The sequence below is a fragment of the Psychroflexus torquis ATCC 700755 genome, from assembly GCF_000153485.2.
Classification (GTDB): domain Bacteria; phylum Bacteroidota; class Bacteroidia; order Flavobacteriales; family Flavobacteriaceae; genus Psychroflexus; species Psychroflexus torquis.
This window is the reverse complement of sequence record NC_018721.1, coordinates 490,484-514,253: the sequence shown is the minus strand read 5'-3', so window position 1 is coordinate 514,253 and position 23,770 is coordinate 490,484. Positions and strand designations below refer to the sequence as shown.

Annotated in this window: 25 protein-coding genes; 17 read left to right on the top strand and 8 right to left on the bottom strand. The window is 35.3% G+C overall.

The window, feature by feature from the left end; all coding sequences use genetic code 11:
* Together P700755_RS02275 and P700755_RS02270 are read right to left on the bottom strand one after the other, a co-directional pair.
* A complete protein-coding gene (locus P700755_RS02275; RefSeq protein WP_015023138.1) occupies positions 1-417 on the bottom strand; it encodes a thiol-disulfide oxidoreductase DCC family protein in 417 nt (138 codons plus the stop codon).
* The gene (locus tag P700755_RS02270) at positions 414-2,588 is read right to left on the bottom strand and encodes an endonuclease MutS2 (RefSeq protein ID WP_015023137.1); all 2,175 of its coding nucleotides are present in this window, start codon (positions 2,586-2,588) and stop codon (positions 414-416) included. Before P700755_RS02270 ends, P700755_RS02275 begins: the two co-directional genes overlap by 4 nt.
* A gap of 44 nt (positions 2,589-2,632) precedes the next feature.
* Between P700755_RS02270 and P700755_RS02265 the strand changes: the two genes are divergently transcribed.
* Positions 2,633-3,298: a uracil-DNA glycosylase gene (locus tag P700755_RS02265; protein ID WP_015023136.1), complete on the top strand. Its 666-nt coding sequence runs from the start codon at positions 2,633-2,635 to the stop codon at positions 3,296-3,298.
* A 270-nt stretch (positions 3,299-3,568) separates the two neighbouring features.
* Here the strand turns inward: P700755_RS02265 and P700755_RS02255 are convergent, their stop codons facing one another.
* From P700755_RS02255 to P700755_RS02240, 4 genes are all read right to left on the bottom strand, one after another.
* Positions 3,569-4,429: a substrate-binding domain-containing protein gene (locus P700755_RS02255; RefSeq protein WP_015023134.1), complete on the bottom strand. Its 861-nt coding sequence runs from the start codon at positions 4,427-4,429 to the stop codon at positions 3,569-3,571.
* 1 nt (position 4,430) lies between these two features.
* Complete coding sequence (locus P700755_RS02250) at positions 4,431-5,303, bottom strand: nucleoside phosphorylase (RefSeq protein WP_015023133.1); 873 nt, start codon at positions 5,301-5,303, stop codon at positions 4,431-4,433.
* Positions 5,304-5,473: 170 nt separating this feature from the next.
* Positions 5,474-5,809 (bottom strand): translation initiation factor, encoded by a 336-nt coding sequence (locus P700755_RS02245; RefSeq protein WP_015023132.1) that lies wholly within the window; start codon positions 5,807-5,809, stop codon positions 5,474-5,476.
* A 3-nt stretch (positions 5,810-5,812) separates the two neighbouring features.
* Positions 5,813-6,763 carry an isopenicillin N synthase family dioxygenase gene (locus P700755_RS02240; RefSeq protein ID WP_041758115.1) on the bottom strand — a complete coding sequence of 317 codons (951 nt, stop codon included), beginning with the start codon at positions 6,761-6,763 and terminating at the stop codon, positions 5,813-5,815.
* Positions 6,764-6,995: 232 nt separating this feature from the next.
* Here P700755_RS02240 and P700755_RS02235 point away from each other — a divergent pair, with 232 nt between their 5' ends.
* From P700755_RS02235 to P700755_RS02170, 14 genes are all read left to right on the top strand, one after another.
* Positions 6,996-7,973, top strand: a complete 978-nt coding sequence (locus P700755_RS02235; RefSeq protein WP_041758579.1) for an IS30 family transposase — start codon at positions 6,996-6,998, stop codon at positions 7,971-7,973.
* 42 nt (positions 7,974-8,015) lie between these two features.
* Positions 8,016-9,992 carry an alpha-ketoacid dehydrogenase subunit alpha/beta gene (locus tag P700755_RS02230; protein ID WP_015023129.1) on the top strand — a complete coding sequence of 659 codons (1,977 nt, stop codon included), beginning with the start codon at positions 8,016-8,018 and terminating at the stop codon, positions 9,990-9,992.
* 305 nt (positions 9,993-10,297) lie between these two features.
* Positions 10,298-10,771 (top strand): lipocalin family protein, encoded by a 474-nt coding sequence (locus tag P700755_RS02225; RefSeq protein ID WP_015023127.1) that lies wholly within the window; start codon positions 10,298-10,300, stop codon positions 10,769-10,771.
* A 3-nt stretch (positions 10,772-10,774) separates the two neighbouring features.
* Positions 10,775-11,470 carry a YiaD family glycine zipper/OmpA-like lipoprotein gene (locus P700755_RS02220; protein ID WP_015023126.1) on the top strand — a complete coding sequence of 232 codons (696 nt, stop codon included), beginning with the start codon at positions 10,775-10,777 and terminating at the stop codon, positions 11,468-11,470.
* A gap of 66 nt (positions 11,471-11,536) precedes the next feature.
* Complete coding sequence (locus tag P700755_RS02215) at positions 11,537-12,652, top strand: NAD(P)/FAD-dependent oxidoreductase (RefSeq protein ID WP_015023125.1); 1,116 nt, start codon at positions 11,537-11,539, stop codon at positions 12,650-12,652.
* Positions 12,649-13,359, top strand: a complete 711-nt coding sequence (locus tag P700755_RS02210) for a methyltransferase domain-containing protein (RefSeq protein WP_015023124.1) — start codon at positions 12,649-12,651, stop codon at positions 13,357-13,359. The genes P700755_RS02215 and P700755_RS02210 overlap by 4 nt, the downstream gene beginning before the upstream one ends.
* Complete coding sequence (locus P700755_RS02205; RefSeq protein WP_015023123.1) at positions 13,356-14,408, top strand: type III polyketide synthase; 1,053 nt, start codon at positions 13,356-13,358, stop codon at positions 14,406-14,408. Before P700755_RS02210 ends, P700755_RS02205 begins: the two co-directional genes overlap by 4 nt.
* A 51-nt stretch (positions 14,409-14,459) precedes the next feature.
* Positions 14,460-15,242 (top strand): SDR family oxidoreductase, encoded by a 783-nt coding sequence (locus P700755_RS02200; RefSeq protein WP_015023122.1) that lies wholly within the window; start codon positions 14,460-14,462, stop codon positions 15,240-15,242.
* Positions 15,243-15,310: 68 nt separating this feature from the next.
* Positions 15,311-15,748 carry a 3-hydroxyacyl-ACP dehydratase FabZ family protein gene (locus tag P700755_RS02195; protein ID WP_015023121.1) on the top strand — a complete coding sequence of 146 codons (438 nt, stop codon included), beginning with the start codon at positions 15,311-15,313 and terminating at the stop codon, positions 15,746-15,748.
* Between the two features lie 2 nt (positions 15,749-15,750).
* The gene (locus P700755_RS02190; protein WP_041758114.1) at positions 15,751-17,037 is read left to right on the top strand and encodes a beta-ketoacyl-[acyl-carrier-protein] synthase family protein; all 1,287 of its coding nucleotides are present in this window, start codon (positions 15,751-15,753) and stop codon (positions 17,035-17,037) included.
* The gene (locus P700755_RS02185) at positions 17,018-17,248 is read left to right on the top strand and encodes a hypothetical protein (protein WP_015023119.1); all 231 of its coding nucleotides are present in this window, start codon (positions 17,018-17,020) and stop codon (positions 17,246-17,248) included. Before P700755_RS02190 ends, P700755_RS02185 begins: the two co-directional genes overlap by 20 nt.
* A gap of 197 nt (positions 17,249-17,445) precedes the next feature.
* Positions 17,446-17,700, top strand: a complete 255-nt coding sequence (locus tag P700755_RS02180; protein WP_015023118.1) for an acyl carrier protein — start codon at positions 17,446-17,448, stop codon at positions 17,698-17,700.
* Positions 17,697-18,224, top strand: a complete 528-nt coding sequence (locus P700755_RS02175; RefSeq protein WP_015023117.1) for a 4'-phosphopantetheinyl transferase family protein — start codon at positions 17,697-17,699, stop codon at positions 18,222-18,224. Before P700755_RS02180 ends, P700755_RS02175 begins: the two co-directional genes overlap by 4 nt.
* 71 nt (positions 18,225-18,295) lie before the next feature.
* A complete protein-coding gene (locus P700755_RS02170; RefSeq protein WP_245535993.1) occupies positions 18,296-18,937 on the top strand; it encodes a hypothetical protein in 642 nt (213 codons plus the stop codon).
* On the opposite strand, the gene recQ is transcribed toward P700755_RS02170, so the two are convergent.
* Positions 18,938-21,022: a DNA helicase RecQ gene (recQ, locus tag P700755_RS02165; protein ID WP_015023115.1), complete on the bottom strand. Its 2,085-nt coding sequence runs from the start codon at positions 21,020-21,022 to the stop codon at positions 18,938-18,940. It abuts the gene before it with no gap.
* An 81-nt stretch (positions 21,023-21,103) separates the two neighbouring features.
* Here recQ and P700755_RS02160 point away from each other — a divergent pair, with 81 nt between their 5' ends.
* Positions 21,104-21,541: an RrF2 family transcriptional regulator gene (locus P700755_RS02160; RefSeq protein ID WP_015023114.1), complete on the top strand. Its 438-nt coding sequence runs from the start codon at positions 21,104-21,106 to the stop codon at positions 21,539-21,541.
* A 70-nt stretch (positions 21,542-21,611) separates the two neighbouring features.
* Positions 21,612-23,408, top strand: coding sequence for an SLC13 family permease (locus tag P700755_RS02155; protein ID WP_015023113.1), 1,797 nt, complete (start codon positions 21,612-21,614; stop codon positions 23,406-23,408).
* Here the strand turns inward: P700755_RS02155 and P700755_RS02150 are convergent.
* On the bottom strand, positions 23,405-23,764 hold the full coding sequence (locus P700755_RS02150) for a DoxX family protein (RefSeq protein ID WP_015023112.1): 360 nt from the start codon (positions 23,762-23,764) through the stop codon (positions 23,405-23,407). The genes P700755_RS02155 and P700755_RS02150 overlap by 4 nt on opposite strands.
* Between the last annotated feature and the right edge of the window lie 6 nt (positions 23,765-23,770).

Sequence of the window (23,770 nt, the reverse complement as noted above, 5' to 3'; positions counted from 1 at the left end):
TTAAGTATCTAGAAACCTGGACTGTTCTTCTTTTGAAGGCATAGGACAGGTTTCTGTTTTTCCAAACCACTGGTACCGATTCTTAGCTATATAATCGTAAACCAAATCTCTAAAGCTTTCGGGAATAAATAAAAACAGGCTCAAGGCAGGATATAACCCATTTAAATCCTTACAAATTTCGAGGGCAGCCGTTGACTTGATGTAATAAGCATGTCTTGGTTCTATTACTATAATAGAATCCACCTTAGAGGAATCAATACCTCTTTCTGCTGTCATTTTTTTGCCGAGATCACTTTGAAGAGAAGCAAACCTATACAGGTCTTTTTTATCTCTTTCCATTATAAAGCGAACTGAAGCGTTGCAGAAATTGCAAACACCATCAAAAAGCACAATTTTTTTATCTTCTGGTAAGGTCATTTTGCTCGTTTTACAAGTTCAAGTTGATCATCGGACACACTGGTCGTAAACATTCCATAATTGATAACTACTTTTCCTTTATCAAATTTATCGATAGTACCAACCGCACGTCCATTTTGTAGCCTCACGGAATCCCCTTTTTTAAAAATAGGTTTGGCAGACTTTTTTGAAGCTTCTACTTCCTCTTTAGTTTTTTCTTTTTTCTTCTTTTGCCTTATTTTTTCAACCTTTTCTTGGGCTTCTTCCTTGACCTTATGCTTTTTTTGCTTTTGGATTTTTTCGTCTTTCTGGGTCTGTTTGATTCTCTTGGAATTCTCTTTTTCTACAACTTTTAAAATATTGGAATAAAGCAGCTTCTTATCTTTATTATTGAAGTATTGTAGTCCAATTTTATCCATCTTCTCGCCAATACCAATCATACGCTGATTGCTATCGTAGAGCTCTTGATAACTTTCTAACTTTAGTTGAATTTTAGAATTGGTTTCATCGAGTTTTTCCTGTTCTTTCTGAGTCTCGCTGGTTTTAGATTTTAATTCTGAATTTATTTTAGCCAGTTTGGAACGTTCCATTTGTAGCTTAGCAATACTTTTATCAAATCTGATTTTACCTCGCTCGACTTTCTTTTTAGCCCGATTGATTAAACTGAAGGGAATTCCATTTTTTTGGGCAACTTCGAAAGTGAAAGAACTCCCTGCTTCTCCTAGCTTCAGCTCAAATAAAGGTTCCATGGTATAACTGTCAAAAGCCATGTTAGCATTAACTATTTCAGGATTCTCATCGGCCATCATCTTAAGGTTGGCATAATGTGTTGTAATTATACCGTAGGCTTTTTTCTCATGAAAGACCTCCAGAAAGGTTTCAGCTATTGCACCACCAAGTTCAGGATCGGATCCAGTACCAAATTCATCAATTAAAAACAAGGTCTTATCGTCACAGACTTTTAAAAAATTCCTCATGTTTTTCAACCTATAGCTGTAAGTACTTAAATGGTTTTCAATACTTTGATTATCGCCAATATCAGTAAGAATTTTATCAAAAAAGCAAATCCTGGAGTATTCGTGAACCGGAATTAGCATACCAGATTGGAGCATAATCTGGACTAAGCCAATCGTTTTGAGAGTTATACTCTTTCCTCCCGCATTAGGGCCAGAAATCACGATAATTTGTTGAGAATCGTTTAGGGTAATATCTTGTGCGTACGTTTTTTCCCCAGTTTTGTTATGATTGATCAATAATAAAGGATGATAAGCATCTTTTAAAAAGATTTCCTTATCTGTGGTTATTTTTGGCAGTAATCCTTCATACAACTCAGCATATTTTACTTTGGCGGAAACAAGGTCTATTTCACTTAGATAATTTTGGTACTGCTTCAGCAAGTCTATATAAGGTCTTAAAAAGTTTGTTAAGGCTTTTAAAATTTTATTGACTTCCTCTTTTTCTTCATATTCAGCTTCATCTAGTTCCCTTTCAGAATTTTGTGTTTCTTCAGGTTGGATGTAAACTATATTTCCAGATTTTGAGCTCCCTAGCATAGCTCCTTTTACTTTGCGTTTGTGCGTCGCTGTTACTGCAAGTACACGCACGTTATCTACTATGGTTTCTTTTATATCATCCAGGTAACCATAGCTGATATATTTAGACAAGGCTTTAGAAAAGCTTGAGTTTATTTTACCTTTCGCCACGTTTATGGTCTTTCTAATTCTAAAAAGTTCTGGAGTAGCATCATTTTTAATATCCCCAAATTTGTCAATAATACGTCTTATCTCATCTACAATATCAGTTGTATATTCTATAGGTTGAGTAGATCTGAAAAGATTAGGGTAAAGTTCTTTATACTTCTGAAAGTATTTTAAGTGAATATTTGTGGTTTCAGATAAATTTAAAATCTTTCTAAAGCCGCTGAGTTCCATCACCGACCCCTCAATATTTAAAAATTTTAAGGCTTCATCTACACTTTCAAAGCCGTGGTTGGGGACAGGTTTTTCCTGAAGTCCTGAAGACTTGTATTCCTCTGTCTGGTTCAGGTGAAAATAAATGGATTTATAAGAGGTATAGGGTTTTAGGTCGAGAGCTTTTTGCTGTCCTTTTTCTGTGATACAATAGGTGCTCAACTGTCCACAAATTGTCGGAAATTCTAAATCTATTAAGGATTTTTCGCTAATGTTTATCATACTAAAATTCTACATTTGTAGTCTTGCAAAAATACGCATAATATATGGAGGTAAAGATTGAAGCAAATTGGAAAAAAATCTTAAAAGATGAGTTTGATAAACATTATTTCAAGTCTCTTATAACTTTTATAAAGGCTGAATATAAAAACTATACCTGCTATCCTAAAGGGACAGACATTTTCAATGCCTTCGAGTTTTGCCCATTCGATAAGACAAAAGTGGTGATTTTGGGGCAGGATCCTTATCATGGTCCACAGCAGGCTCATGGGTTATCGTTTTCTGTCCCAAAAGGAATATCGACTCCTCCTTCCCTTATTAATATCTATAAGGAATTGAAGGAAGATCTAACTATACCAATTCCAGAGCACGGTAATTTAGAGTCGTGGGCTAAGCAAGGAGTATTGTTGCTCAATGCTACTTTAACCGTTAGAGCCCATGAAGCAGGGAGTCATCAAAATAAAGGCTGGGAGATTTTTACGGATGAAGTGATTAGGAAATTGTCTTCAGAAAAAGAGGGGATTGTTTTTCTACTTTGGGGTGGTTATGCAAAGAGGAAATCGAAACTTATCAATTCAGCAAAGCACCATATTCTAACTTCTGGCCACCCTTCACCTCTTAGCGCAAATAGAGGCTATTGGTTCGGGAATAAACATTTCAGTGAAACGAATAATATTTTAGCTAGACAAAATACTTCTCTGGTAAAGTGGTAATATTTTATTTATCAGCGAGTACAGGATTTGAACTGGATTTTTCTTCAGACCAAACTTTTGGAGTATTGATTTTTATTTTTTTATTTGAAACTTTCTTTTTCAAATTTTTAGAAACAAAATCAGGGCAATCGCAGCTAAATTTCAGTAACAAGAAATTTATCAATAATAGAGAGAGGAGGATAATCAAATAGATCATAAATATTTTTTGATTTTAGGATAAAGTTTTAGTTTCATAAATTAGATGCTAGATATTAGGATTGGTTGCGTGGATTAATAAATAATTTCAGAATAAGTTTTTCGTTTTGAAACGAGCCCCAAATCAATTAATTTTTTTTGAGTGACTAAAACATCATTTTCAGAAATTTGTTGTTGGCTCCATTCCGTTATGGAAAGCCATTCTTCAACATCCTCAATTTTAAGTTGATAACGTTTTGAAACTAAGTCATCAATGTCTTTTATTGTTTTGAAAGTTTTGCTTTTTTGGTTAAGCGGTTCTAAAATATCAGGGATGACTTCAGAATTGTCTTTTATAAACTTTTCAGTGGTTACAATTACAAAACATGGCCAAGGTGACGGAACATCACCTATTCTTCTAAAGATTCCTTTATCTACTAAAGGTTTGGTCGTAAAGTGTTCCCACAAAAAATAATCTGATGTCCCTTCAGTGAGGGATTCTATAGCACCATTCAAATTTTTGATGATTTTAAAATCTAAATGTTCCAGATTCCAGTTATTATTATTGCTATTCACATAAGACATAAGATGCGATCCAGACCCGTAACGACTTATAGCAGCGGTCTTACCTCTTAAGTCTCTCATATCATGATACTTGGAATTAGCATCAACATGCATACCCCACATAAGGGGGGTCTGTATATAACTTTGTAAAATCTTGAATGTGTTGCCTTCGCAGATTTCTTTAATAGAACCTTCCGTAAGCATAACGGCAATATCAACATCACCATTTTTAAGAGCTTCACTCATCTCTCCTGTTCCGCCATGAAAATCTGTCCAAGTGAGGTCTATATCATGAGATTCGAATTCTTTATTTTCGATGCATAAATGCCAAGGTAGATTAAAATGTTCTGGGACACCTCCCACTCTAATGTTTCTAATCTTATTATTCATCATCTTATAGCTTAGATAATTTGTCTAATGTGAAACGAATAAGAGAATCTACAGAATCTTTTGGGTCTTTACTAAATTCCCCTGTTGCTCTATTGGCAATGATGGCGTTCATGGATAAAGCTTTATGGCCAAGTAATTTAGCTAAACCGTAAGTTGCACTAGTTTCCATCTCCAGATTAGTTATACAATGATTTTTATATCTAAAAGATACGAGTTGGTCTATAAAATCTGGATCTTCTAGCTCAAGACGCAATGTTCTTCCTTGTGGTCCATAAAAGCCTAAATTAGTTCCAGTATATCCAGGGATAACCTTTGACTCCGTAAGAAAATGATCGATAAGAGTCTGATCTGCGTCAACGATATATGGTAAAGGTTTTTTTGGTGAAACCTTTAGATGATTACATAAAGCTTTAGTAGCCTCATCATTAGTCACTTTATTTTTATAATAATGCAATAAGCCATCAAATCCAACACCAGCTTCACTCATCACAAATTTATCTAAGTCTACGAAAGGTTGAATACCCCCAGAAGTTCCTATCCTTACAATAGTTAGTTTCTGATGATTCTTTTTTATCTCTCTAGTTTTTAAATCGATATTAACTAAGGCATCCAGTTCATTAAGAACAATATCTATATTATCAATACCAATTCCTGTAGAGATTACAGTGATTTTTTTGCCTTTATAAAATCCAGTTTGAGTTTTGAACTCTCTCTTCTGAGTCTCAAAAATAACCTCATCAAAATAGGAGGTTACTTTTGCAACGCGTTCTTGATCTCCCACGGTGATAATGGTATGGGCGATATCCTCCGGTTTTAAATTAAGGTGATAAATGCTACCGTCTGGATTTAAGATTAATTCTGATGATGCTAAAGGCATATAAATTGTTTTGACGGATTGGTATGAACTACCAATCCAAATGTTTTATTTAAAATATTGAAATTATCTAGGGAAATAATAAATTCTTAATGTCGATAATAGACTTGTTTTTCTGTAGTCAATCCACTTAATAAGATTTTAATTTAAACCATAAAACTCCAAGGTTTAGACTAGCCTCCAACGCGCTTAACATTGAAACCTATATCTTTTAGGATTTTCATGATTTGATCTCGGTAATCTCCCTGAATGATGATGATCTCCTCTTTATGGCTTCCTCCAACACCAATCTCTTTTTTTAGGACTTTGGTCAGGTTTTGAAAATCTTTCTTTGCTCCGGAATAGCCTTTTATCAGCGTATTTGCTTTTCCTTTTCTTTTAGAATATTCGCAAATAAGAGGATCGTCTTGCATCCAAATGTTCAACTCTTCACTTTTGGATACAGGCTGGCTGTTCTCCTGAGGTTCGTGATCTGGAAATAAATCCTTTAATTGATCTTTAAGATCCATAATTTATTTTTTAATAAGGCCAATTTCTATTAAGCGTTGTGTTAGAAATTCGCCTGCTGTAATATCTTCATACTGCTTTGGGTTGTCTTCAGAAGTGCATTCTTCTAGACAGTCTAGAGGCATTTCACTTCTAGGATGTAAGAAAAATGGAATTGAATATCTTGGTTTATCCCACTCGTCTTTAGGAGGATTAGTCACTCTATGAATTGTAGATTTTAGTTTATTGTTGGTGTGTCTTTCCAGCATATCTCCTACGTTTATAACTAACTCATCTTGTTTAGGAATTGCATCAATCCATTCTCCATCTTTCCTTTTTACTTGCAAGCCACCAGCAGAAGCACCCATAAGCAAAGTAATAAGATTTATATCTCCATGAGCACCCGCTCTTACTGCCCCTTTTGGTTCTGTTTTAATAGGTGGATAGTGAATAGGACGAAGTATGGAGTTCCCATTGCTTGCCCAGTGATCAAAATAAAACTCATCTAACCCAACGTATAAGGCTAAAGCTCTTAGAACATAAATTCCAGTCTTTTCCAACATTTTATAAGCTTGCATACCTACCTCATTAAACTGAGGCAATTCTTCAATATGTATATTGTCTGGATAGTCTTCAGTTAGATTTGCATCCTGAGCTGGTTCTTGCCCGAAGTGCCAAAACTCTTTAAGATCACCTTCTTTTTTTCCTTTTGCATGTTCTTTTCCGAAGGAAACATAACCACGTTGTCCTCCCAAATCTTCACGCTCATACCTCTTCTTAGTCTCTTCAGAAAGTTCGAAAAAGGCTTTCACTTGAGAGTAAAGTTCTTCTGCTAATTTTTCATCTAAAAAATGATGATTTAAAGCCACAAAACCTATTTCTTCGTAAGCTGAACCAATTTCATTGACGAATTTTTGTTTTCTTTTTGGGTCATCAGATAAAAAATCTGATAGATTTACACTTGGTATATTGGTCATAGACATATGTGAAAATTTTAGAAACACAAATTTAATAAATTTTATTCAACAAGAATTTTCAGATTCCTATTAATTATGAATTATCATTACTTGAATTCAACTAATAAATGCAACTTTTAGATTTGATTATTATAGCTACTTTTTCAAAACAAGAAAGAGGAAAATATTCCTCTTTCTTGTTTTGATGGAAAGGTTATTTTTACAGCATCAAATCGCCAAAAAAGAAGTTGCAATGAGTCACCTTACCAAAGAACAAAGATATACAATATCTGTAATGCGCAAAGAAGGCTATAACCATAGAGCTATTGCAGAAAGTATAGACAAAGACAAGTCAGTAATTAGTCGAGAGCTAAAGCGTAATAAGGATCAAAGAAGCGGTGAATATCGCTATGAATTAGCTGTGAAAAAGTGTCGCGAGAGACATAAAACAAAACCTAAACAGATTTGTTTTACAAATGAAATAAAAACAGCTTCAGAAAGGCTTTTAAAGTTAGATTATAGTCCAGAACAGGTAGTAGGGATATTAAAGAAACACCAAGAACCTAGTGTAAGTGTTGAAACACTTTATCAACATATCTGGAATGATAAAAAACATAAAGGAACCCTACATAAGCATCTAAGACATCAAGGCAGGCGTTATCGTAAAAGAGGCGCAGCAAAGGATTCTAGGGGTATTATAAAAGACAGGGTAAGTATAGAAAAACGACCTAGTAAAGTGGAGCTCAGAGATCGCTTTGGAGATCTTGAAGTGGATTTGATAATAGGTAAAAATCACAATCAAGCTATTCTAACAATTAATGATAGAAGCTCTGGAATGCTTAAAATGAAAAAAGTTCCTTCTAAAGAATCCAAAGGGGTAGGCTTAGCAATCATAGATTTATTAGAGGATTGGAAACCTTATTTGAAAACTATTACAGCGGATAATGGAAAAGAGTTTGCAGACCACCTTGTGGTAGCGCAAGAGCTAAATATAGATTATTATTTTGCAAGACCTTATCACTCCTGGGAACGGGGTTCAAACGAAAACCTAAACGGACTGATAAGACAATATTTACCTAAAAAAACAGACTTTACAAAAATCACTGATTACCAAGTAAAACAGATACAAGAGAAATTAAATCTAAGACCTAGAAAAAGGTTCAATTATGAAAATCCTATATTTGTAATGGATCAATTATTATTTAACCCAGAAGTTGCATTTATGACTTGAATCCGGCTTATGATAAATTTGAAAAATTACAAAACAACACCTATGGATTTTAAACATCAGTCTCTTACCAGAGAAAATCATATTGATCTTTATCGCAGTTTGCTAAAGCCTCGACTTATAGAGGAAAAAATGCTAATACTCTTAAGGCAAGGAAAAATATCGAAATGGTTTTCTGGAATTGGTCAAGAAGCTATTGCAATAGGAGTGACTAAGGCTTTAAATAAAGAAGAATATATTTTACCTATGCATAGGAATTTGGGGGTGTTTACGGAGAGAGGAATTCCTTTATATCGTTTATTTTCTCAATTTCAGGGTAAGTCAAATGGCTTTACAAAAGGCCGAGATCGAAGTTTTCATTTTGGGACTCAAGAGTACAAAATTATCGGTATGATTTCTCATTTAGGGCCTCAACTTGGTGTAGCAGACGGTATTGCTCTTGCGCATAAGCTAAAGAATGAAAAAGCTGTAACTGCTGTGTTTACTGGAGAAGGAGGAACTAGTGAAGGCGATTTTCATGAAGCTCTAAACATAGCGTCTGTTTGGCAATTGCCCGTTTTGTTTTGTGTGGAAAATAACGGCTATGGCCTTTCAACTCCTGTATCTGAGCAGTTTAATTGTGAACATATTGCAGATAAGGGTAAGGGCTACGGTATGGAATCTCATATTATAGAAGGCAACAATATCGTAGAAGTCTTCACCAAAATGAAAGAAATTGTTGAAGAGGTTAGAGAGAATCCTAGACCTGTTTTGATTGAGTTTAAAACCTTTAGAATGAGAGGGCACGAAGAAGCAAGTGGCACTAAATATGTTCCAGAGGAATTGATGGACTATTGGGCAAAACAAGATCCAGTTGAAAATTATGAACAGTTCTTGCTTGACTCTGATTTTATAACTAAAGATGAGGTTTCAAAATTTAAATCTGACATAAAGTCAGAAATAAATGAACATCTTAAGAGAACTAATAAAGAACCTAGTATTGAGCCAGATGAAAAGTTAGAATTAGAGGATGTTTACCAGCAGTTCACTCTTGATGAACATCCAAAACCTTCTCGTAAAACTGAAATGCGATTTATAGATGCTATCTCGAAAGGCCTCGAGCAGAGTATGGAGAAATACAAGACGATGGTCATCATGGGCCAAGATATTGCTGAATATGGAGGGGTTTTTAAAATTACTGATGGCTTTGTCGAAAAGTTTGGAAAGGACAGAGTAAGAAACACCCCAATATGCGAGTCTGCTATTGTCTCAGCGGCTATGGGACTATCTATACAAGATATAAAATCTATAGTTGAAATGCAATTCAGTGATTTTGTTACTTCTGGTTTCAATCCAATTGCGAACTACTTGGCAAAAGTTCACTACAGATGGGGTCAAAAAGCAGATGTTGTCATTCGTATGCCTTGTGGTGGTGGAGTAGGAGCGGGGCCATTTCATAGTCAAACCAACGAAGCTTGGTTTACTAAGATTCCTGGTCTTAAAGTGGTTTATCCATCTTCGCCACAAGATGCAAAAGGTCTTTTGGCAGCAGCTATAGAAGACCCTAATCCCGTCCTCTTTTTTGAGCATAAAGCCTTATATAGAACCATAAGAGAGGATGTATATGAAGATTATTTCTCTATTGAAATCGGAAAAGCTAACCTCTTAAAAGAAGGCAACGATATTACAGTAATTACTTTTGGCGCAGCAGTTCATTGGGCTTTAGAAGTTTTAGAACGTTGTCCAGAGATTTCTGCTGAGGTTTTGGATCTAAGAAGTTTATCACCTCTAGATGAAGCCGCTATTTTTAATTCAGTAAAGAAAACAGGGAAAGTAATCATACTCCAAGAAGACTCTTTGTTTGGAGGAATTGCTTCCGATATCTCCGCACTTATCTCAGAACATTGCTTTGAATATCTGGACGCGCCTATAAAAAGAGTCGCTAGTTTATCCACACCTATACCATTTGCCAAAGAACTAGAGGATCAATATTTAGCAAAACTGAAATTTGAAAATGAACTAAAAATATTAAACAATTATTAAAATAATATTAATTATATTTTTTTTACTATTTTAAATGGTCAATCAAAAACCCTAAATTATGATGCGATAGGTTATCACCTTTCTAATTAGTGTATTATTATACGCTTTGTCAGAATTTGGCAGAATTGCAAAAGATGTTGCTCAAATTGCTAAACTTATTTTCTGCATTTTTATGTCTTATTTGTTATTTTCCTTATTGAAAGATTATTTAGAAAGTAATCAATATCTAGATTAAATCTATAAATTTGTTTTTTGAAAATAATTTACAGATTTTTTATTACATTTTTGAATTAATTAAATAACTCATGAAATACATTACGATTATTGCTTTGTCTCTATTGCTAACCTCATGTGGTTCTGCTTATTTAGCAAATAAAGTTGAAAAACAATTGAAAGGAGATTGGGTTTTAGAAGAAGTTAGCTTCCCTAACTCATCTGGATTTTTTGATACCACTATTTTCGATTTAGCTGAAGTCACTTGTTTTGAAAATTCACAATGGAGTTTCGTTCCAAATAATGCAACAGGTGATTTTATTTTGGACGGCAATGCATGTGATAAACAAGAACAGAATTTCGTATGGTACATCGATAAGCAAACTGTTGAGAGTTCTACCCCAGAAATGTTATTTAAAATTACAACAAACCAAAAGGCTAAAGCGGTAGATAAAGGGAGTAGAGTAAGCATTAAATCTTTGTTAGAAGACCAAATGGTATGGCAGCAAAAAGTTACTTTAGAAAATAAAGAAGTCATTATTGAAATGACATTTTCAAAACAATAAATTATGAAAGTGAAAAAAAATAAAATACTAGGACTATTATTAGCCATTGCTTTTTTATTTAGTTCTTGTGAAGCAGTTAAAAATACAAATAAGACTCAAAGAGTTGGGGCTATAGGAGCTATTGGTGGAGCTGTAATTGGAGGAGTTATTGGTAATAATACTGGAGACGGAGATAATTCTGTTCTAGGTGCCATTATAGGAGGGGTTGTTGGTGGCGCAGCTGGTGCTTACATCGGTAATACAATGGATAAACAAGCCAAAGAAATTGAAGAGGAAATCCCTGGTGCAGAAGTGACCAGAGTTGGAGAAGGGATTAACGTGACTTTCGACGAAAATTCAGGGGTCTATTTTACTACTAATAAATCTAATATTGAAGGAAAATCTGAAATTTCACTACTAAAATTAATCGGTATTTTTCAAAAATATCCTAAAACGAATATCATTGTTGAAGGCCATACAGATTCTACAGGAAGTGATTCTTATAATATGGATTTATCCAAAAGAAGAGCTCAATCAGTAACCGACTATTTATCCAATAATGGGATTTCTAGTTCAAGAATTAAGACCAACTGGTACGGAGAAGAGCAACCTAAGTTTGATAATACTTCTCCAGAAGAGCGGTCCAAAAATAGAAGAGTAGAGCTTGCCATTGTAGCGAATGAAGAATTAAAAGATGAAGCAAAACAAAAAGCTCAATAAGCTTCAAAAAGTCACAAGAAAATCCTAAATCAATTTTAGGATTTTTTTTATGCCTAAATTTCAAGAATGAACACATACGATGTCATTATAATTGGTGGAGGTCTCGCAGGGTTAACCTCTGCAATAGACCTATCCAAAGACGGTTTGCAAGTACTACTTCTCGAAAAAGAGACCTATCCAAAACATAAAGTTTGTGGAGAATATGTTTCCAACGAGATATCTCCCTACTTAAATCGTTTGGGTGTCAACTTTGAAACTACTCCACCAGACGAAATCCATAGTCTTCAATTAAGCGACAGAAAAGGCCAACTTGTTGAAATAAAACTACCACTCGGAGGCTTCGGTATTTCAAGGTATGCCTTCGATCATCTCTTGTTTAAAAAAGCGAAAGCTAATGGTGTTGATTTCGTTTTTGAAACGGTAACTGATGTTGAATTTATCGACGATCGCTTTACCATTAAAACAGCACAACAAACCTTTATGTCTATCCTAGCGATAGGTAGCTTTGGGAAGCGCTCCAACTTAGATAAAAAGATGGATAGATCTTTTATTACTCAAAAAACCCCTTGGATTGGTATAAAAGCTCATTATACATCAAGTGATTTCCCCGAAGGTTCAGTCCAATTGCATAATTTTGAAGGTGGGTATTGCGGATTGTCAAAAACTGAAACTGGCGCAGTCAATTTTTGTTATCTCGCTCACTACGATACTTTTAAAAAAGCAAATTCTATTGAAGATTTTAATCATAAAATCTTATCTCAAAACCCCCATCTGAAATCTTTTTTGGAGACTTCTAAAATGGATTTTGAAAAGCACTTAGCCATTTCTCAAGTTTCTTTTCAAAATAAAAAGGCTGTGGAACACCATATGCTTATGGCAGGAGATTCTGCTGGGCTTATTCATCCTTTATGTGGAAATGGAATGGCAATGGCTATACATTCTGCCAAGCTAGTTTCTAATGAAATAAAGAGCTTTTTTAAGCATAAAAATCGAGATAAACTGGAAGCAAATTATTCCCGTATTTGGAAGAAAACCTTTCAAAAAAGACTTATTTTTGGATCTATTTTTCAAAAGATATTGTTGCAACCTCAACTCACCCGTTATGGGATGTGGATAGTCTTAAAATCACCCTTTTTGCTCCGCAAAATGATTCAGCAAACCCACGGAAAACCAATTCAATGAGTAGCATTTCAACCAAAAAAAGAAGCAAGCAAGAAGAAATCATGGATGGTTTCGATTTTAAGGGAGAAGACCTTAAGCACGTCCTTGCTACAATAGATAGAATCAATACACAACTTGGAGGGCACAGAGCAACTATAGCGGGGATCAAAACATTGCTAAAAGATAGAAATCAAAAGCATTTAGTGATAGCCGATCTAGGCTGTGGAAGTGGAGATGCCCTACGTCATATCTCCAAATGGGCAAAAACACAAGATTTCAACCTCCAACTTATAGGCATAGATGCCAATCCACATACTATAGAAATTGCAAGAGAATTATCTGCAGATTATAAGAATATCTCTTATCGCGTCATTGACGTGTTTAGTGAAGACTTTGAGTATTTCCAAGCTGATATTATTACGTGCTGCTTGACCCTTCATCATTTTGAAGATCAATTTATAGAAAAACTGCTCCCCGTGCTGAAGCAAAAAGCAAAATACGGTGTGCTCATTAACGATTTGCATAGACACAAATTGGCATATCACCTTTTTAAACTCTATTGTCTAGTCTTTGTAAATTCAGATATTGCAAAAAAAGATGGATTAACCTCTATATTAAGAGGCTTTAAGGAAAAAGATTTAGAAACTTACGCCAAAAATTTAAACCTAAAACACCACATCAAATGGTATTGGGCTTTCCGATACCAGTGGATTATTTATAGCTCATGAGTGTTAAGATAGAAACGGTTGCTACCCAAAACCCAGAATATTTTAAGGAAACAAAAGATATTATTCCTTTTGTTGAAACCTGGTTGGCAGACGAAAACGAAAGATTTCAACGAAAGGTTATCAAAATATTTGAAGGTGCTCAAGTAGATAGGCGCTACTCGATTATGAATCCTGAAGAGGTGTTTACTTCGACTTCTTTTGAAGATAAAAATAGAATCTATGTCCGAGAAGCGAAGAAACTTGGTAAAAAGGTTTTGGAAAAGGCCTTAAAACTAGCCGACTGGTCGCCAGACAGTTTGGACTATATCATTACGGTAAGCTGCACTGGGATTATGATCCCTTCCTTAGATGCTTATTTGATTAATGACTTGGAATTGCGACAAGATATCATAAGACTTCCTGTCACCGAGATGGGCTGCGCCGCTGGAATTTCAGGAATGATTTATGCCAAGCAATTTTTGCAAGCCAATCCCAATAAGAGAGCTGCTATCGTCTCCTTTGAGGCACCAACTGCCACGCTTCAACTCAATGATTTGTCTATGGCCAATATGGTAAGTTCTGCCATATTTGGTGATGGTTCTGCTTGTGTACTCATGTCTTCAGAAGAGGCTTGTAAAGGTCCAGAAATCATAGATGAATCTATGTATCACTTTTATAATGATACCCATATGATGGGTTTCGACTTGACTAATTCGGGTCTTAAAATGATCTTAGATATAGATGTACCAGAAAAAATAAGCGATCATTTCCCAGATATTATTCACCCTTTTCTTAAAGCTAACGATACAAAAATAGAAGATATCAATCATCTTATTTTTCATCCAGGGGGCAAGAAAATTATCAATACCGTAGAAGCCTTGTTTGGTGCTATGGGCAAAAACATAGATGATACGAAAGAAGTACTTCGGCTTTTTGGGAACATGAGTAGCGCTACAGTTCTCTATGTCTTAGAAAGAATGCTAAAGAAAGATATGAAAAAAGGAGAAAAGGGACTGATGCTAAGTTTTGGGCCGGGATTTTCAGCACAAAGAATTTTGCTTCAATGGTAAAGTAAATTTTTCTTCGGAATTTGATAAGAACTCATTTATAACTGGATACATATGCCACAGTCATCTCAACACAACTATGCTTTAATCCTTGGAGGCAGTCAGGGTTTAGGCTATGCATCAGCCTTAAAGTTAGCGCAACAGGGTTGGAATTTGCTTATCATTTATAGAGATAGGCGAAGTGATTTTCCAGAAATCGAAGCCAGATTTGAAGAGATTAAGCAGTGTGGCGTCCAATTAAAAACATTCAATTTTGACGCTATAAATTCAGAAAAGAGAAAAGAATTTATCACTGAAATCCCGAAAATTTTAGGAGAATCTGGTAAGATAAAACTGCTTTTACACAGCATTGCTAAAGGAAATTTGAAGGCGATGACCGGAGATTCACCTCTCAACCAGATCGATTTGCAAATCACAGCCAATGCCATGGCTTATAGTTTTTACGACTGGTCAAAAGCTATCTTAGAGGCCAAATTGTTTGCAGAACATTCAAAATTATTAGCTTTCACCAGCGAAGGGAATCAACGGGTGTGGAAGCATTATGCTGCCGTTTCAGTAGCCAAAACCAGTTTAGAAACGCTTATGAAGTATATGGCAGTAGAGTTTGCTGACTTTAAAATAACAGCGAATTGCATTCAAGCTGGAATGGTAGAAACACAGTCTTTTAAAATGATACCTGGACATGACGTTCTAAAAAATTCAGCCATTAAACGAAATCCTTTTAAACGGTTAACTACTCCGGAAGATGTCGCTAATGTGGTCTATTTGTTGAGTTTAGAGGAGTCTAATTGGATCAATGGAACCGTCATCAAAGCAGATGGTGGAGAAAGCCTGTAATAACTTTGCACTGCAGAATAGGAGTTTTAAATTATCTGTGTAATTTTACTATTCAAAACTAAAATCCTTTGAAAAACAAACTTATCTCTCAACTTCCTTATCAAGACCCTTTTTTGTTTGTCGATACAATTGAAAACGTCTCTGAAGATTTTATAAAAGGCAGTTACACTTTCAAAGCCTCCTCTTGGTTTTATAAAGGGCATTTTAAAGATCATCCCATTACTCCTGGAGTAATTCTTACCGAATGTGCCGCCCAGATTGGCTTAGCTAGTCTAGGACTTTTTATTCTTTCTCAAGATAAGAATTCTGACTTAGGCAAGATTCGACTCGCAATGACGAGTACAAATATAGAATTTCTAAAACCCGTTTTACCCGATGAAAAAGTCATCATTGAGGCAGAGAAGATTTATTTTAGATTCAATAAATTGAAATCATTGGTTAAAATGTTTAATATCAATGGAGACTTAATTTTAAGAGGAGACATTGCAGGTGTTATTTTAATTTAATTATGAAGACACAAAGAGTAGTGATTACGGGTTTAGGAGTTGTGGCGTCAAATGCTGTTGGGGTTTCCCCTTTTACAGAGGCTATAAAATCTGGTAAAAGTGGAATTCAGTTCCATTCAAATTTAAAAGAGTTACAATTTAGTTGTCAGATTGGAGGAATTCCTGAGATTTCTCAAGAGCTTATGGATACCTATTTTACTGCTTTGGAGCAAAGGGGTTTGTTAGCGACGGGACTTATTTATGGAGGAATTGCTGGTCAAGAAGCCTGGGCCGATGCTGGATTGAACATTACTGAGGAGGTAGATCCAGACTCAGGAATTATTTTTGGAACTGGAGTTTTAGGTGTAGATAAGTTGCGAGAAGCCTTTCATCGTATAGACCAAAAGCAAGTCCGACGCTTGGGAAGTACCAGTGTTCTGCAAACGATGGCTAGCGGGATAAGTGCTTTTCTGGGGGGGAAGTTAGGCTGTGGCAATCAAGTGACCACCAATTCCTCCGCCTGTACCACAGGAACCGAGGCTTTGCTTATGGGGTACGACCGTATTTCTTCAGGGAAAGCTAAGCGTATGCTAGTGGGAAGTTGTAGTGATTCTGGACCTTATGTGTGGGGTGGTTTTGATGCTCTCCGTATCTTACCGCATCAGTATAATGAAAAGCCAGAGGAAGCTTCGAAGCCTATGAGCGAATCTGCAGCTGGTTTTGTGCCTTCCAGTGGCGCAGGGGCTATGGTTATAGAAAGTTTGGAATCTGCTCTAGAAAGGGGAGTTCCTATTTATGCTGAAGTTTTAGGAGGGTGTATTAATTCTGGAGGGCAACGCGAACAGGGGAGTATGACGGCGCCTAACTCGTCAGCAGTTAAAAGTTGTATCTCAAAAGCTTTAATAGAGGCAGGGGTAAATTCAGAAGATATAGACCTCATTAATGCTCACCTTACTGCTACCGCTATGGACGCCACTGAAGTTCAGAATTGGTCTCTGGCCTTACAAAAATCAGGAAAAAACTTCCCTTATATCAATTCTCTAAAAAGTCATGTTGGTCATGCTTTGGCTGCAGCAGGAAGTCTAGAGCTCGTGAGTTCTATTTTGGAATTATCACAAGGCTTTATATTTCCAAATTTAAATTGCGATACGATACATCCAGATATTTTGGAGATAGTCGATGAGGAAAAAATTCCCAGGACCTTACTAAAAAAGAACTTGACTGTTATCGCTAAAGCAAGTTTTGGTTTTGGCGATGTGAACGCTTGTGTAATTTTGAAAAAATATAGTGATGGAGATAAATCAGCTTAAAAAACGATTTTGGTTATTTGGTGGGTTAGGAACGGGGTTACTAGGTTTTGGACTTTCGGCAATCGTCGAAAGTGGCTTTATGAAACATAGTGATGCAGAAACTTGGCAGTGGGTTCTAGCAGGTACGCTATCACTTATTGTTATTATGACAGGAGTGAATTTTCTCTTTGAAAGTTTTAGGTGTAAGTTAAAGCTGAGTTCCGAAAAATAAATGTGATCTTTTATTATTATTCTGAATATCAATTGTAGTGGCTTGATGCTTTCAGACTTAACCTCTTATTGATGTATTAGTTGCTAGAGACTTGACTTGAAATATCAAAATTAGTCTCCAATTTTAAACCTTACGGGCTTCTGTCTTTCTCCTTGGTTTACGAAAACTAATTTGTAAATTGCTTCCAAAAAGATCATATGACTGCTGAAGTAATACAGGGTAAATTGAAGGTTATCGTTCAACCTTATGTCAATCATCAAGAAAATTTCGATAATTTGACATCCAAATCCGATTTTATAAATGATTTGCAAATCAATTCGGCTAACTTGGTGGATGTTGTGTTAGACGTGGAAGATGAATTCGACATCCGGATTGAAAATGACGACATGGAAAAGATGATTAGCGTAGAAGCGACTGTCAATGTTATTCAAAAGAAACTTGAAACTAAGTGATTGGAAATGATATTGTAGACCTAAAGAAAGCTAAAACCGATTCAAATATCTTTAGACCTAGGTATATGGAAAAGGTACTTTCTCAAAATGAACAAAATTTAGTTTTATCAAGTCCAAAGCCTGAACAAGATTTTTGGCGGCTTTGGACTATGAAAGAAAGTGCCTATAAGGCCTTTCAGCGAAAATTTAATTCCAAACCGGTTTTCAATCCTTTTGCATTTCATTGTGAACTTATGGATTCAGAAAACGGCTTAGTGCATTTCGGTGGAGACTATGTCAAAACAACAACAACTTTTTATAGAGAGAATTATACCTATTGTAGTGTTTCCTGTTCAGCGTCTTCAAGTTCCTTTATTGCCAATTCCAAGGAACAACTTATTCAAAACTTAAGAATGGAATTTGGTGAGTCGTCACAACCACAGTTATTAAAATTGAAGAATAACCTCCCGTTCATAAAGATCGCCTCCAAGACTATTCCAGTCTCGATAACTCATCATGGTATTTACTTTGCCATTCAATTTTAAGGGTTTAAGAAAGAATTTTGTGTGTGGTATAATTTATGTACAATCAGATTAAGTATATTTGAAGTATGAAAATGTTTAAAATCAGTCTCTTAACCCTTTTGCTGTGTGTTTCTTTTTTGGCTAATGCTCAAAATCGTGACTTTCCCACCCGTGGATCTGAAGTTATCAATAACCCAAGATTTAAGTCTTCCAATTCCTCCTCAGGAATGAATAGGTTGGGGGTGCCCAATAGGAGTAAAGTCAAAGATATTTTTGCTAAAGATGAGGAGGGTGTTGATTTTAAGGCCAAGACCCAGTTTACGAATCCTAGCGATATATGGACAGATAAATTGAATAAAAAACCTGAGGACGAGAATAAGAATATGAAGGAAGAATGGGCTGAAGATATGAGTCTAGGTGACTTTGTGACTTCTTCAGATAAGATTGTTTTTATCTGTAGAGACCATATGATGTATGATGGAGATCGCGTACAGGTAAGGTTAAATGGTAAGATTATCGTTGAAAATCTTCTACTTGATAATGCTTACAAAGAACTTACTATTCCCATAGAAATCGGTTTCAATAAAGTAGAGTTTATTGCCTTAAATCAAGGAGAAGCAGGTCCCAATACCGCAGAGTTAAAGATCATAGATGGTTCCAAAATGATATCTAGAAACGTTTGGAATTTGTTGACCGGCGTAAAAGCGAGTACTATTATTGTTAGAAATAAATAATTATTTTTTTAGTAGTGTTACTGCAAGCCTGATTTTTTCGTAACTCATATTTCCATTTAGAGCTTCAAAAATAGGTTTTAGAGCCCCTTCGTAGTCAATTTCTTTTAGGATATTTTGGACTTTTTTTACTTCGGAAGTTGAAACAAGTTTACTTAAATCGATGGGTTTACCTTTTTCTACTAGAGTACACAGATGAGAAATAACTGTCGTCGATTTTAAATTCCTTGTTTTAGCAATATCTTCAATGCTATTTCCATCTTGAAAAAGGGCATAGGTCTGGTCATAAGTTGATGTTTTCTGTATTTTTTTTGTATTGAATTTCTCAATAACTTCAATAAAGCTATCGGCATATTTTTCAGACTTTAAAGAATTTACACCGCTTATGGTTTTAAATTCATTTTCGTCAAGTGGCCTTTCTTTTTCTATTTCTTTTAAAGTGGCATCGTTAAAAACTAAGTAGGGCGGTATGTTTTCTTCAATAGATATTTGCATTCTCAATTGTTTCAACTGTGTGAACAAGTTAGAAGATTTCAACGTTTGCTTTGGTTGTGAAGACGAAACCTGATCTTGTTTAGGCTTCGTTAGCCAAACCTGTTCATCTTCAAATAAGACCTTTTTAGCTAGTGGTGTAAACTCTAAAGCATTCCCTCTGTGGAATGCAATTTCTATATAGCCTAAATTAGTAAGTTGTAAAATATAATGCTGCCAATCTCTCCAACTTATGCCGTCACCAATGCCATAGGTTTTGATATTTTGATACCCTTTGTCATATATCGCTGCATTTTTTGCCCCTCTCAAAATATCTATAATCATTCCCATAGGTTCTTTTTGTTTAGCACGCGCTACAGCAGAAAGTGCTTTTTGTGCTATAAGTTTGGCATCAAAAAAGCGAGGAGGATTCTTACAAACGTCACAAAACCCACAATTTTCTGTAAGGTGTTCGCCGAAGTAACCTAAAAGAATACGTCTTCTACAGGAAGTAGCCTCTGCAAATTGCTTGATACGATCCAGTTTAGCTTCCTGAACCTTTTGATTCATACTATTTTCAATAAAGCGTTTGTATTGTATCACATCTGCATAAGAGTGAAACATGAGGGCATTCGCTTGTAAGCCATCTCTTCCGGCACGCCCTATTTCTTGATAGTAGCCCTCAAGGTTTTTAGGCATGTTATAGTGTATCACCCAACGAACATTGGACTTGTCAATTCCCATTCCAAAGGCGACTGTTGCACAAATAATCTGAGTCTTATCATAGACAAACTCTTCTTGGATTTTGGACCTCTCTTCAGATGGTAAACCAGCATGATAGGCCTTCGCCTTAAATCCCTTCTTTGTAAGATCTTTGGCTAATTTTTCAGTAGATTTTCTACTTAAGCAATACGCTATGCCTGCTTCGTCCTTCCTTCTCAATAGAAAGTTTTCAATTTGCTTGAGGCGTTTATCTGCAACTCTGACTTCCAGGAAAATATTTTCCCTATCAAAAGAAGAAAGAAAAGCTTTAGCTTTTGGAATTCCCAATTGCTTCAAAATATCCTTACGGGTAGTTTTGTCTGCAGTTGCTGTTAAAGCAATAATAGGGGTCTTAGGTAAAGACTTTTTTAAAAATCCTAGTTGTTGGTAGGAAGGTCTAAAGTCATGACCCCAAGAAGAGATGCAATGAGCTTCATCTACAGCTACACAACTGATATAAGTTTCGCTTAAAATTTCTTGAAGCCCAGATAAACTTTCCGGGGCTGTATAGAGGAGTTTTATGTCTCGGTTGGCTACCTTAGATTTAATCTCAAGTTGAACTTCAGGAGTTTGGGTCGAATTGTAAAAATCTGCAGGAATTCCATTGCTTTTCAATCCATCAACTTGATCTTTCATTAAAGCGATGAGTGGTGAAATAACCAAAGTAAGTCCCTCAAATTTTAATGCAGGAAGCTGAAAACACATCGATTTTCCTCCGCCAGTGGGCATTACGACAAGGGCATCTTTACCGCTTAAAACATGCTCAATAATTTCAGCTTGATCTTTTCTAAAACTATCGTAACCGAAATATTTTTTAAGATGAGAAAGACTGTTTGTTATCACTTGGGAGGCCATGAAATGGATTTCAAATTTGAAATTGCAAATTACAATTTCAGTTTCATTTTTTTAAAGATGAATAATGATATATTTGCAAGAATGATTTCAAAAAAGACAAAATACGCAATTAATGCTTTGGTTTATCTTGCAAAGCGAAATGGAGAAGGACCCATTGTCATTAGTGAAATTGCTCAAAAAGAACATATTCCTAGAAAATTTTTAGAGTCCATTCTGCTTAATCTCAAAAAAGCTGGAGTTCTCGCCAGCAAAAAAGGAAAGGGTGGTGGTTATTATTTATTGCAAAATCCAGAAGATATCAACTTAGCTGATGTGATGCGTCTTGTTGAGGGGCCTATTGCACTTCTTCCCTGTGTGACCTATAAATATTACGAAAGGTGTGAGGAATGCAAGGATGAGGAAACCTGTGGGATAAGGAACATTTTTTATGAAGTAAGAAACAAAACTGTGGAACTCCTCAAGAAGGCAAATCTAGCAGAAATCATCAAAAGGGAAAGTCATTTAATTACCGATTCATAGTAAAATTATTTTTTTTACAAATAAAGTCTATAGATTTTGTAGACTATTATATATTTGAACAAAAAAATAAATGACCACAGCTGCAATTATTACCATATGTGTCATTGTTCTTGCTATTATTCTTTTTGCGACAGAAGCTCTACCTATAGATCTTGTAGCTATTTCTATCATGATTATTTTGGTATTAGGAGGAGTCATCACTCCTGAAGAAGGGATAGAAGGCTTTAGTAATAAAGCAACCATTACTGTTGCTTTTATGTTTGTTTTGAGTGCGGCACTGCTTAAAACGGGAGCCTTACAAGTTCTTGCTCATCGGTTATCAAAAATTTTTAGATATAAATTTAATGCAGGGATTTTAATGATGATGTTTATGATCGCCATTATTTCAGCATTTGTGAATAATACACCTGTCGTTGCAGTCTTTATTCCCGTGGTCATTCAAATTGCACATGCTTCTGGGCAAAGTCCTTCTAAGATGCTTATTCCTCTCTCTTTTGCTTCTATTTTTGGAGGTATGTGTACTTTAATTGGGACTTCTACTAATATTTTGGTGAGTGGGATAGCTGAAAAAGAGGGCGAAGAAGCTATAAGCATGTTTCAAATGACCCCCATTGCAGGAGTATTACTTGTTGTAGGGGTTGTGTATATGTCGATTTTTGGGATTAGATTATTGCCTAAATCCAGACGTTCTAAAGATTTAAAATCTAAGTTTAATGTCAATAATTACATCACTTTAGTCGAGTTGTTATCCAATTCAGATTCCATAGGAAAAAAAATTATGGACTCTGAATTAGTGACAGAATTCAATATAGATATTATTGAAGTAAGGCGAAACGGCAACTCATTTACTTTACCTCCTGGTGACTTTGAATTAAATAAGGGTGATATTCTGAAAGTGAGATGTGATGTGGAAAAGTTAAAATCCCTAAAAGGAAAAACGAAAACTTTAGCAGTGTCTCCTTTAAAAATTGGTGATAGTGATCTATCTGGTAAGAATTCAGCTTTGGTAGAAATGGTGATTACTTCCTCTTCAGAAATTCACGGTAAAACATTAAAAGAGTTGGATTTTAGAAGGCGTTATAGAGCTATACCGCTGGCGATAAAGCATAAAGAAGATATCAAGCATGATGATTTATACGATGTTAAATTGAGCGCCGGAGATATCATTCTGGCTGAAGTAAAATCACATTATGTCAAAGAACTAAATAAATTAGAAGCTGGTCAAAACACACCTTTTGTTCTTTTATCAGAAAATCATATCACAGAATTTGATAAAAAGAAGTTTGGTATTGTGATAGGTCTTATTTCTATTATGGTTGTTTTAGCGAGTCTTGGAATTTTAGATATTATGGTAGGGGCCATTTCAGCTGTAATCATCCTTGTTTTGGCTAAGATTCTAAACATGCAAGAAATTTATGAAGCTATTAATTGGAAAATTATATTTTTATTGGTTGGGGCACTTAGTCTAGGTTTAGCTATAAATAAAACAGGGCTTGATTTACTTATCGCAGAAGCTTTGGTAGATCAACTTGCGCCCATGGGAATTATTGCGGTTATTTCTGGATTATATTTAGTCACCTCTTTGCTGACAGAAGTGATGTCCAACAACGCCTCTGCAGCTCTCATGACACCCATCGCTATAGCTGTAGCTCATACCTCTGGTATAGAAGTTTTACCTTTTTTGGTGACTGTTATGATTGCAGCTTCAGCTACTTTTATGACACCCATTGGTTATCAAACCAATACTATGGTCTATAGTGCTGGAAATTATAGATTCAAAGATTTTTTTAAAGTAGGGATTATGTTGAATTTTATATTTTGGGTGATTTCGAGTTTTATGATTCCTTGGTATTTCAACTTGGTTTAAGCTGAAATGAGCAAGGCATAGAATTGATAAGCGACAAATAAATTGAGCAGTGCAAAAAAGAAAGAAGGAAAAGATTGTACGAAGTTGTCTTTAATTTTTAGTCGAACCCCAAATCCAAGACTCATCAAAAGACTTAGACCTAAGGCGGCAGAGAAACCTATAATAGGATTCAAATAAAATCCATAACTCAGACCACAAGCTCCTAAGACTTGAAAAAATCCAGTGATTTTCCTCTGTCCCTTAGATAAACCAAAACGTTTAAATTCTTTATACATGGTAGGACTATAAAAACATCCTAATCCATAAAAAAAGAAAGAAACACTTATAAATAAAACTAAAATATGTAATACAATCATATAAAA

Coding starts and splice junctions, on each gene's coding strand:
- P700755_RS02230 (WP_015023129.1), top strand. CDS start 8,016: ATGGATTTTAAACATCAGTCTCTTACCAGAGAAAATCATATTGATCTT.
- P700755_RS02255 (WP_015023134.1), bottom strand. CDS start 4,429: ATGATGAATAATAAGATTAGAAACATTAGAGTGGGAGGTGTCCCAGAA.
- P700755_RS02245 (WP_015023132.1), bottom strand. CDS start 5,809: ATGGATCTTAAAGATCAATTAAAGGATTTATTTCCAGATCACGAACCT.
- P700755_RS02205 (WP_015023123.1), top strand. CDS start 13,356: ATGAGTGTTAAGATAGAAACGGTTGCTACCCAAAACCCAGAATATTTT.
- P700755_RS02220 (WP_015023126.1), top strand. CDS start 10,775: ATGAAAGTGAAAAAAAATAAAATACTAGGACTATTATTAGCCATTGCT.
- P700755_RS02190 (WP_041758114.1), top strand. CDS start 15,751: ATGAAGACACAAAGAGTAGTGATTACGGGTTTAGGAGTTGTGGCGTCA.
- P700755_RS02160 (WP_015023114.1), top strand. CDS start 21,104: ATGATTTCAAAAAAGACAAAATACGCAATTAATGCTTTGGTTTATCTT.
- P700755_RS02210 (WP_015023124.1), top strand. CDS start 12,649: ATGAGTAGCATTTCAACCAAAAAAAGAAGCAAGCAAGAAGAAATCATG.
- P700755_RS02180 (WP_015023118.1), top strand. CDS start 17,446: ATGACTGCTGAAGTAATACAGGGTAAATTGAAGGTTATCGTTCAACCT.
- P700755_RS02185 (WP_015023119.1), top strand. CDS start 17,018: ATGGAGATAAATCAGCTTAAAAAACGATTTTGGTTATTTGGTGGGTTA.
- P700755_RS02265 (WP_015023136.1), top strand. CDS start 2,633: ATGGAGGTAAAGATTGAAGCAAATTGGAAAAAAATCTTAAAAGATGAG.
- P700755_RS02240 (WP_041758115.1), bottom strand. CDS start 6,763: ATGACCAATATACCAAGTGTAAATCTATCAGATTTTTTATCTGATGAC.
- P700755_RS02215 (WP_015023125.1), top strand. CDS start 11,537: ATGAACACATACGATGTCATTATAATTGGTGGAGGTCTCGCAGGGTTA.
- recQ (WP_015023115.1), bottom strand. CDS start 21,022: ATGGCCTCCCAAGTGATAACAAACAGTCTTTCTCATCTTAAAAAATAT.
- P700755_RS02170 (WP_245535993.1), top strand. CDS start 18,296: ATGTTTAAAATCAGTCTCTTAACCCTTTTGCTGTGTGTTTCTTTTTTG.
- P700755_RS02225 (WP_015023127.1), top strand. CDS start 10,298: ATGAAATACATTACGATTATTGCTTTGTCTCTATTGCTAACCTCATGT.
- P700755_RS02270 (WP_015023137.1), bottom strand. CDS start 2,588: ATGATAAACATTAGCGAAAAATCCTTAATAGATTTAGAATTTCCGACA.
- P700755_RS02235 (WP_041758579.1), top strand. CDS start 6,996: ATGAGTCACCTTACCAAAGAACAAAGATATACAATATCTGTAATGCGC.
- P700755_RS02150 (WP_015023112.1), bottom strand. CDS start 23,764: ATGATTGTATTACATATTTTAGTTTTATTTATAAGTGTTTCTTTCTTT.
- P700755_RS02250 (WP_015023133.1), bottom strand. CDS start 5,303: ATGCCTTTAGCATCATCAGAATTAATCTTAAATCCAGACGGTAGCATT.
- P700755_RS02155 (WP_015023113.1), top strand. CDS start 21,612: ATGACCACAGCTGCAATTATTACCATATGTGTCATTGTTCTTGCTATT.
- P700755_RS02275 (WP_015023138.1), bottom strand. CDS start 417: ATGACCTTACCAGAAGATAAAAAAATTGTGCTTTTTGATGGTGTTTGC.
- P700755_RS02200 (WP_015023122.1), top strand. CDS start 14,460: ATGCCACAGTCATCTCAACACAACTATGCTTTAATCCTTGGAGGCAGT.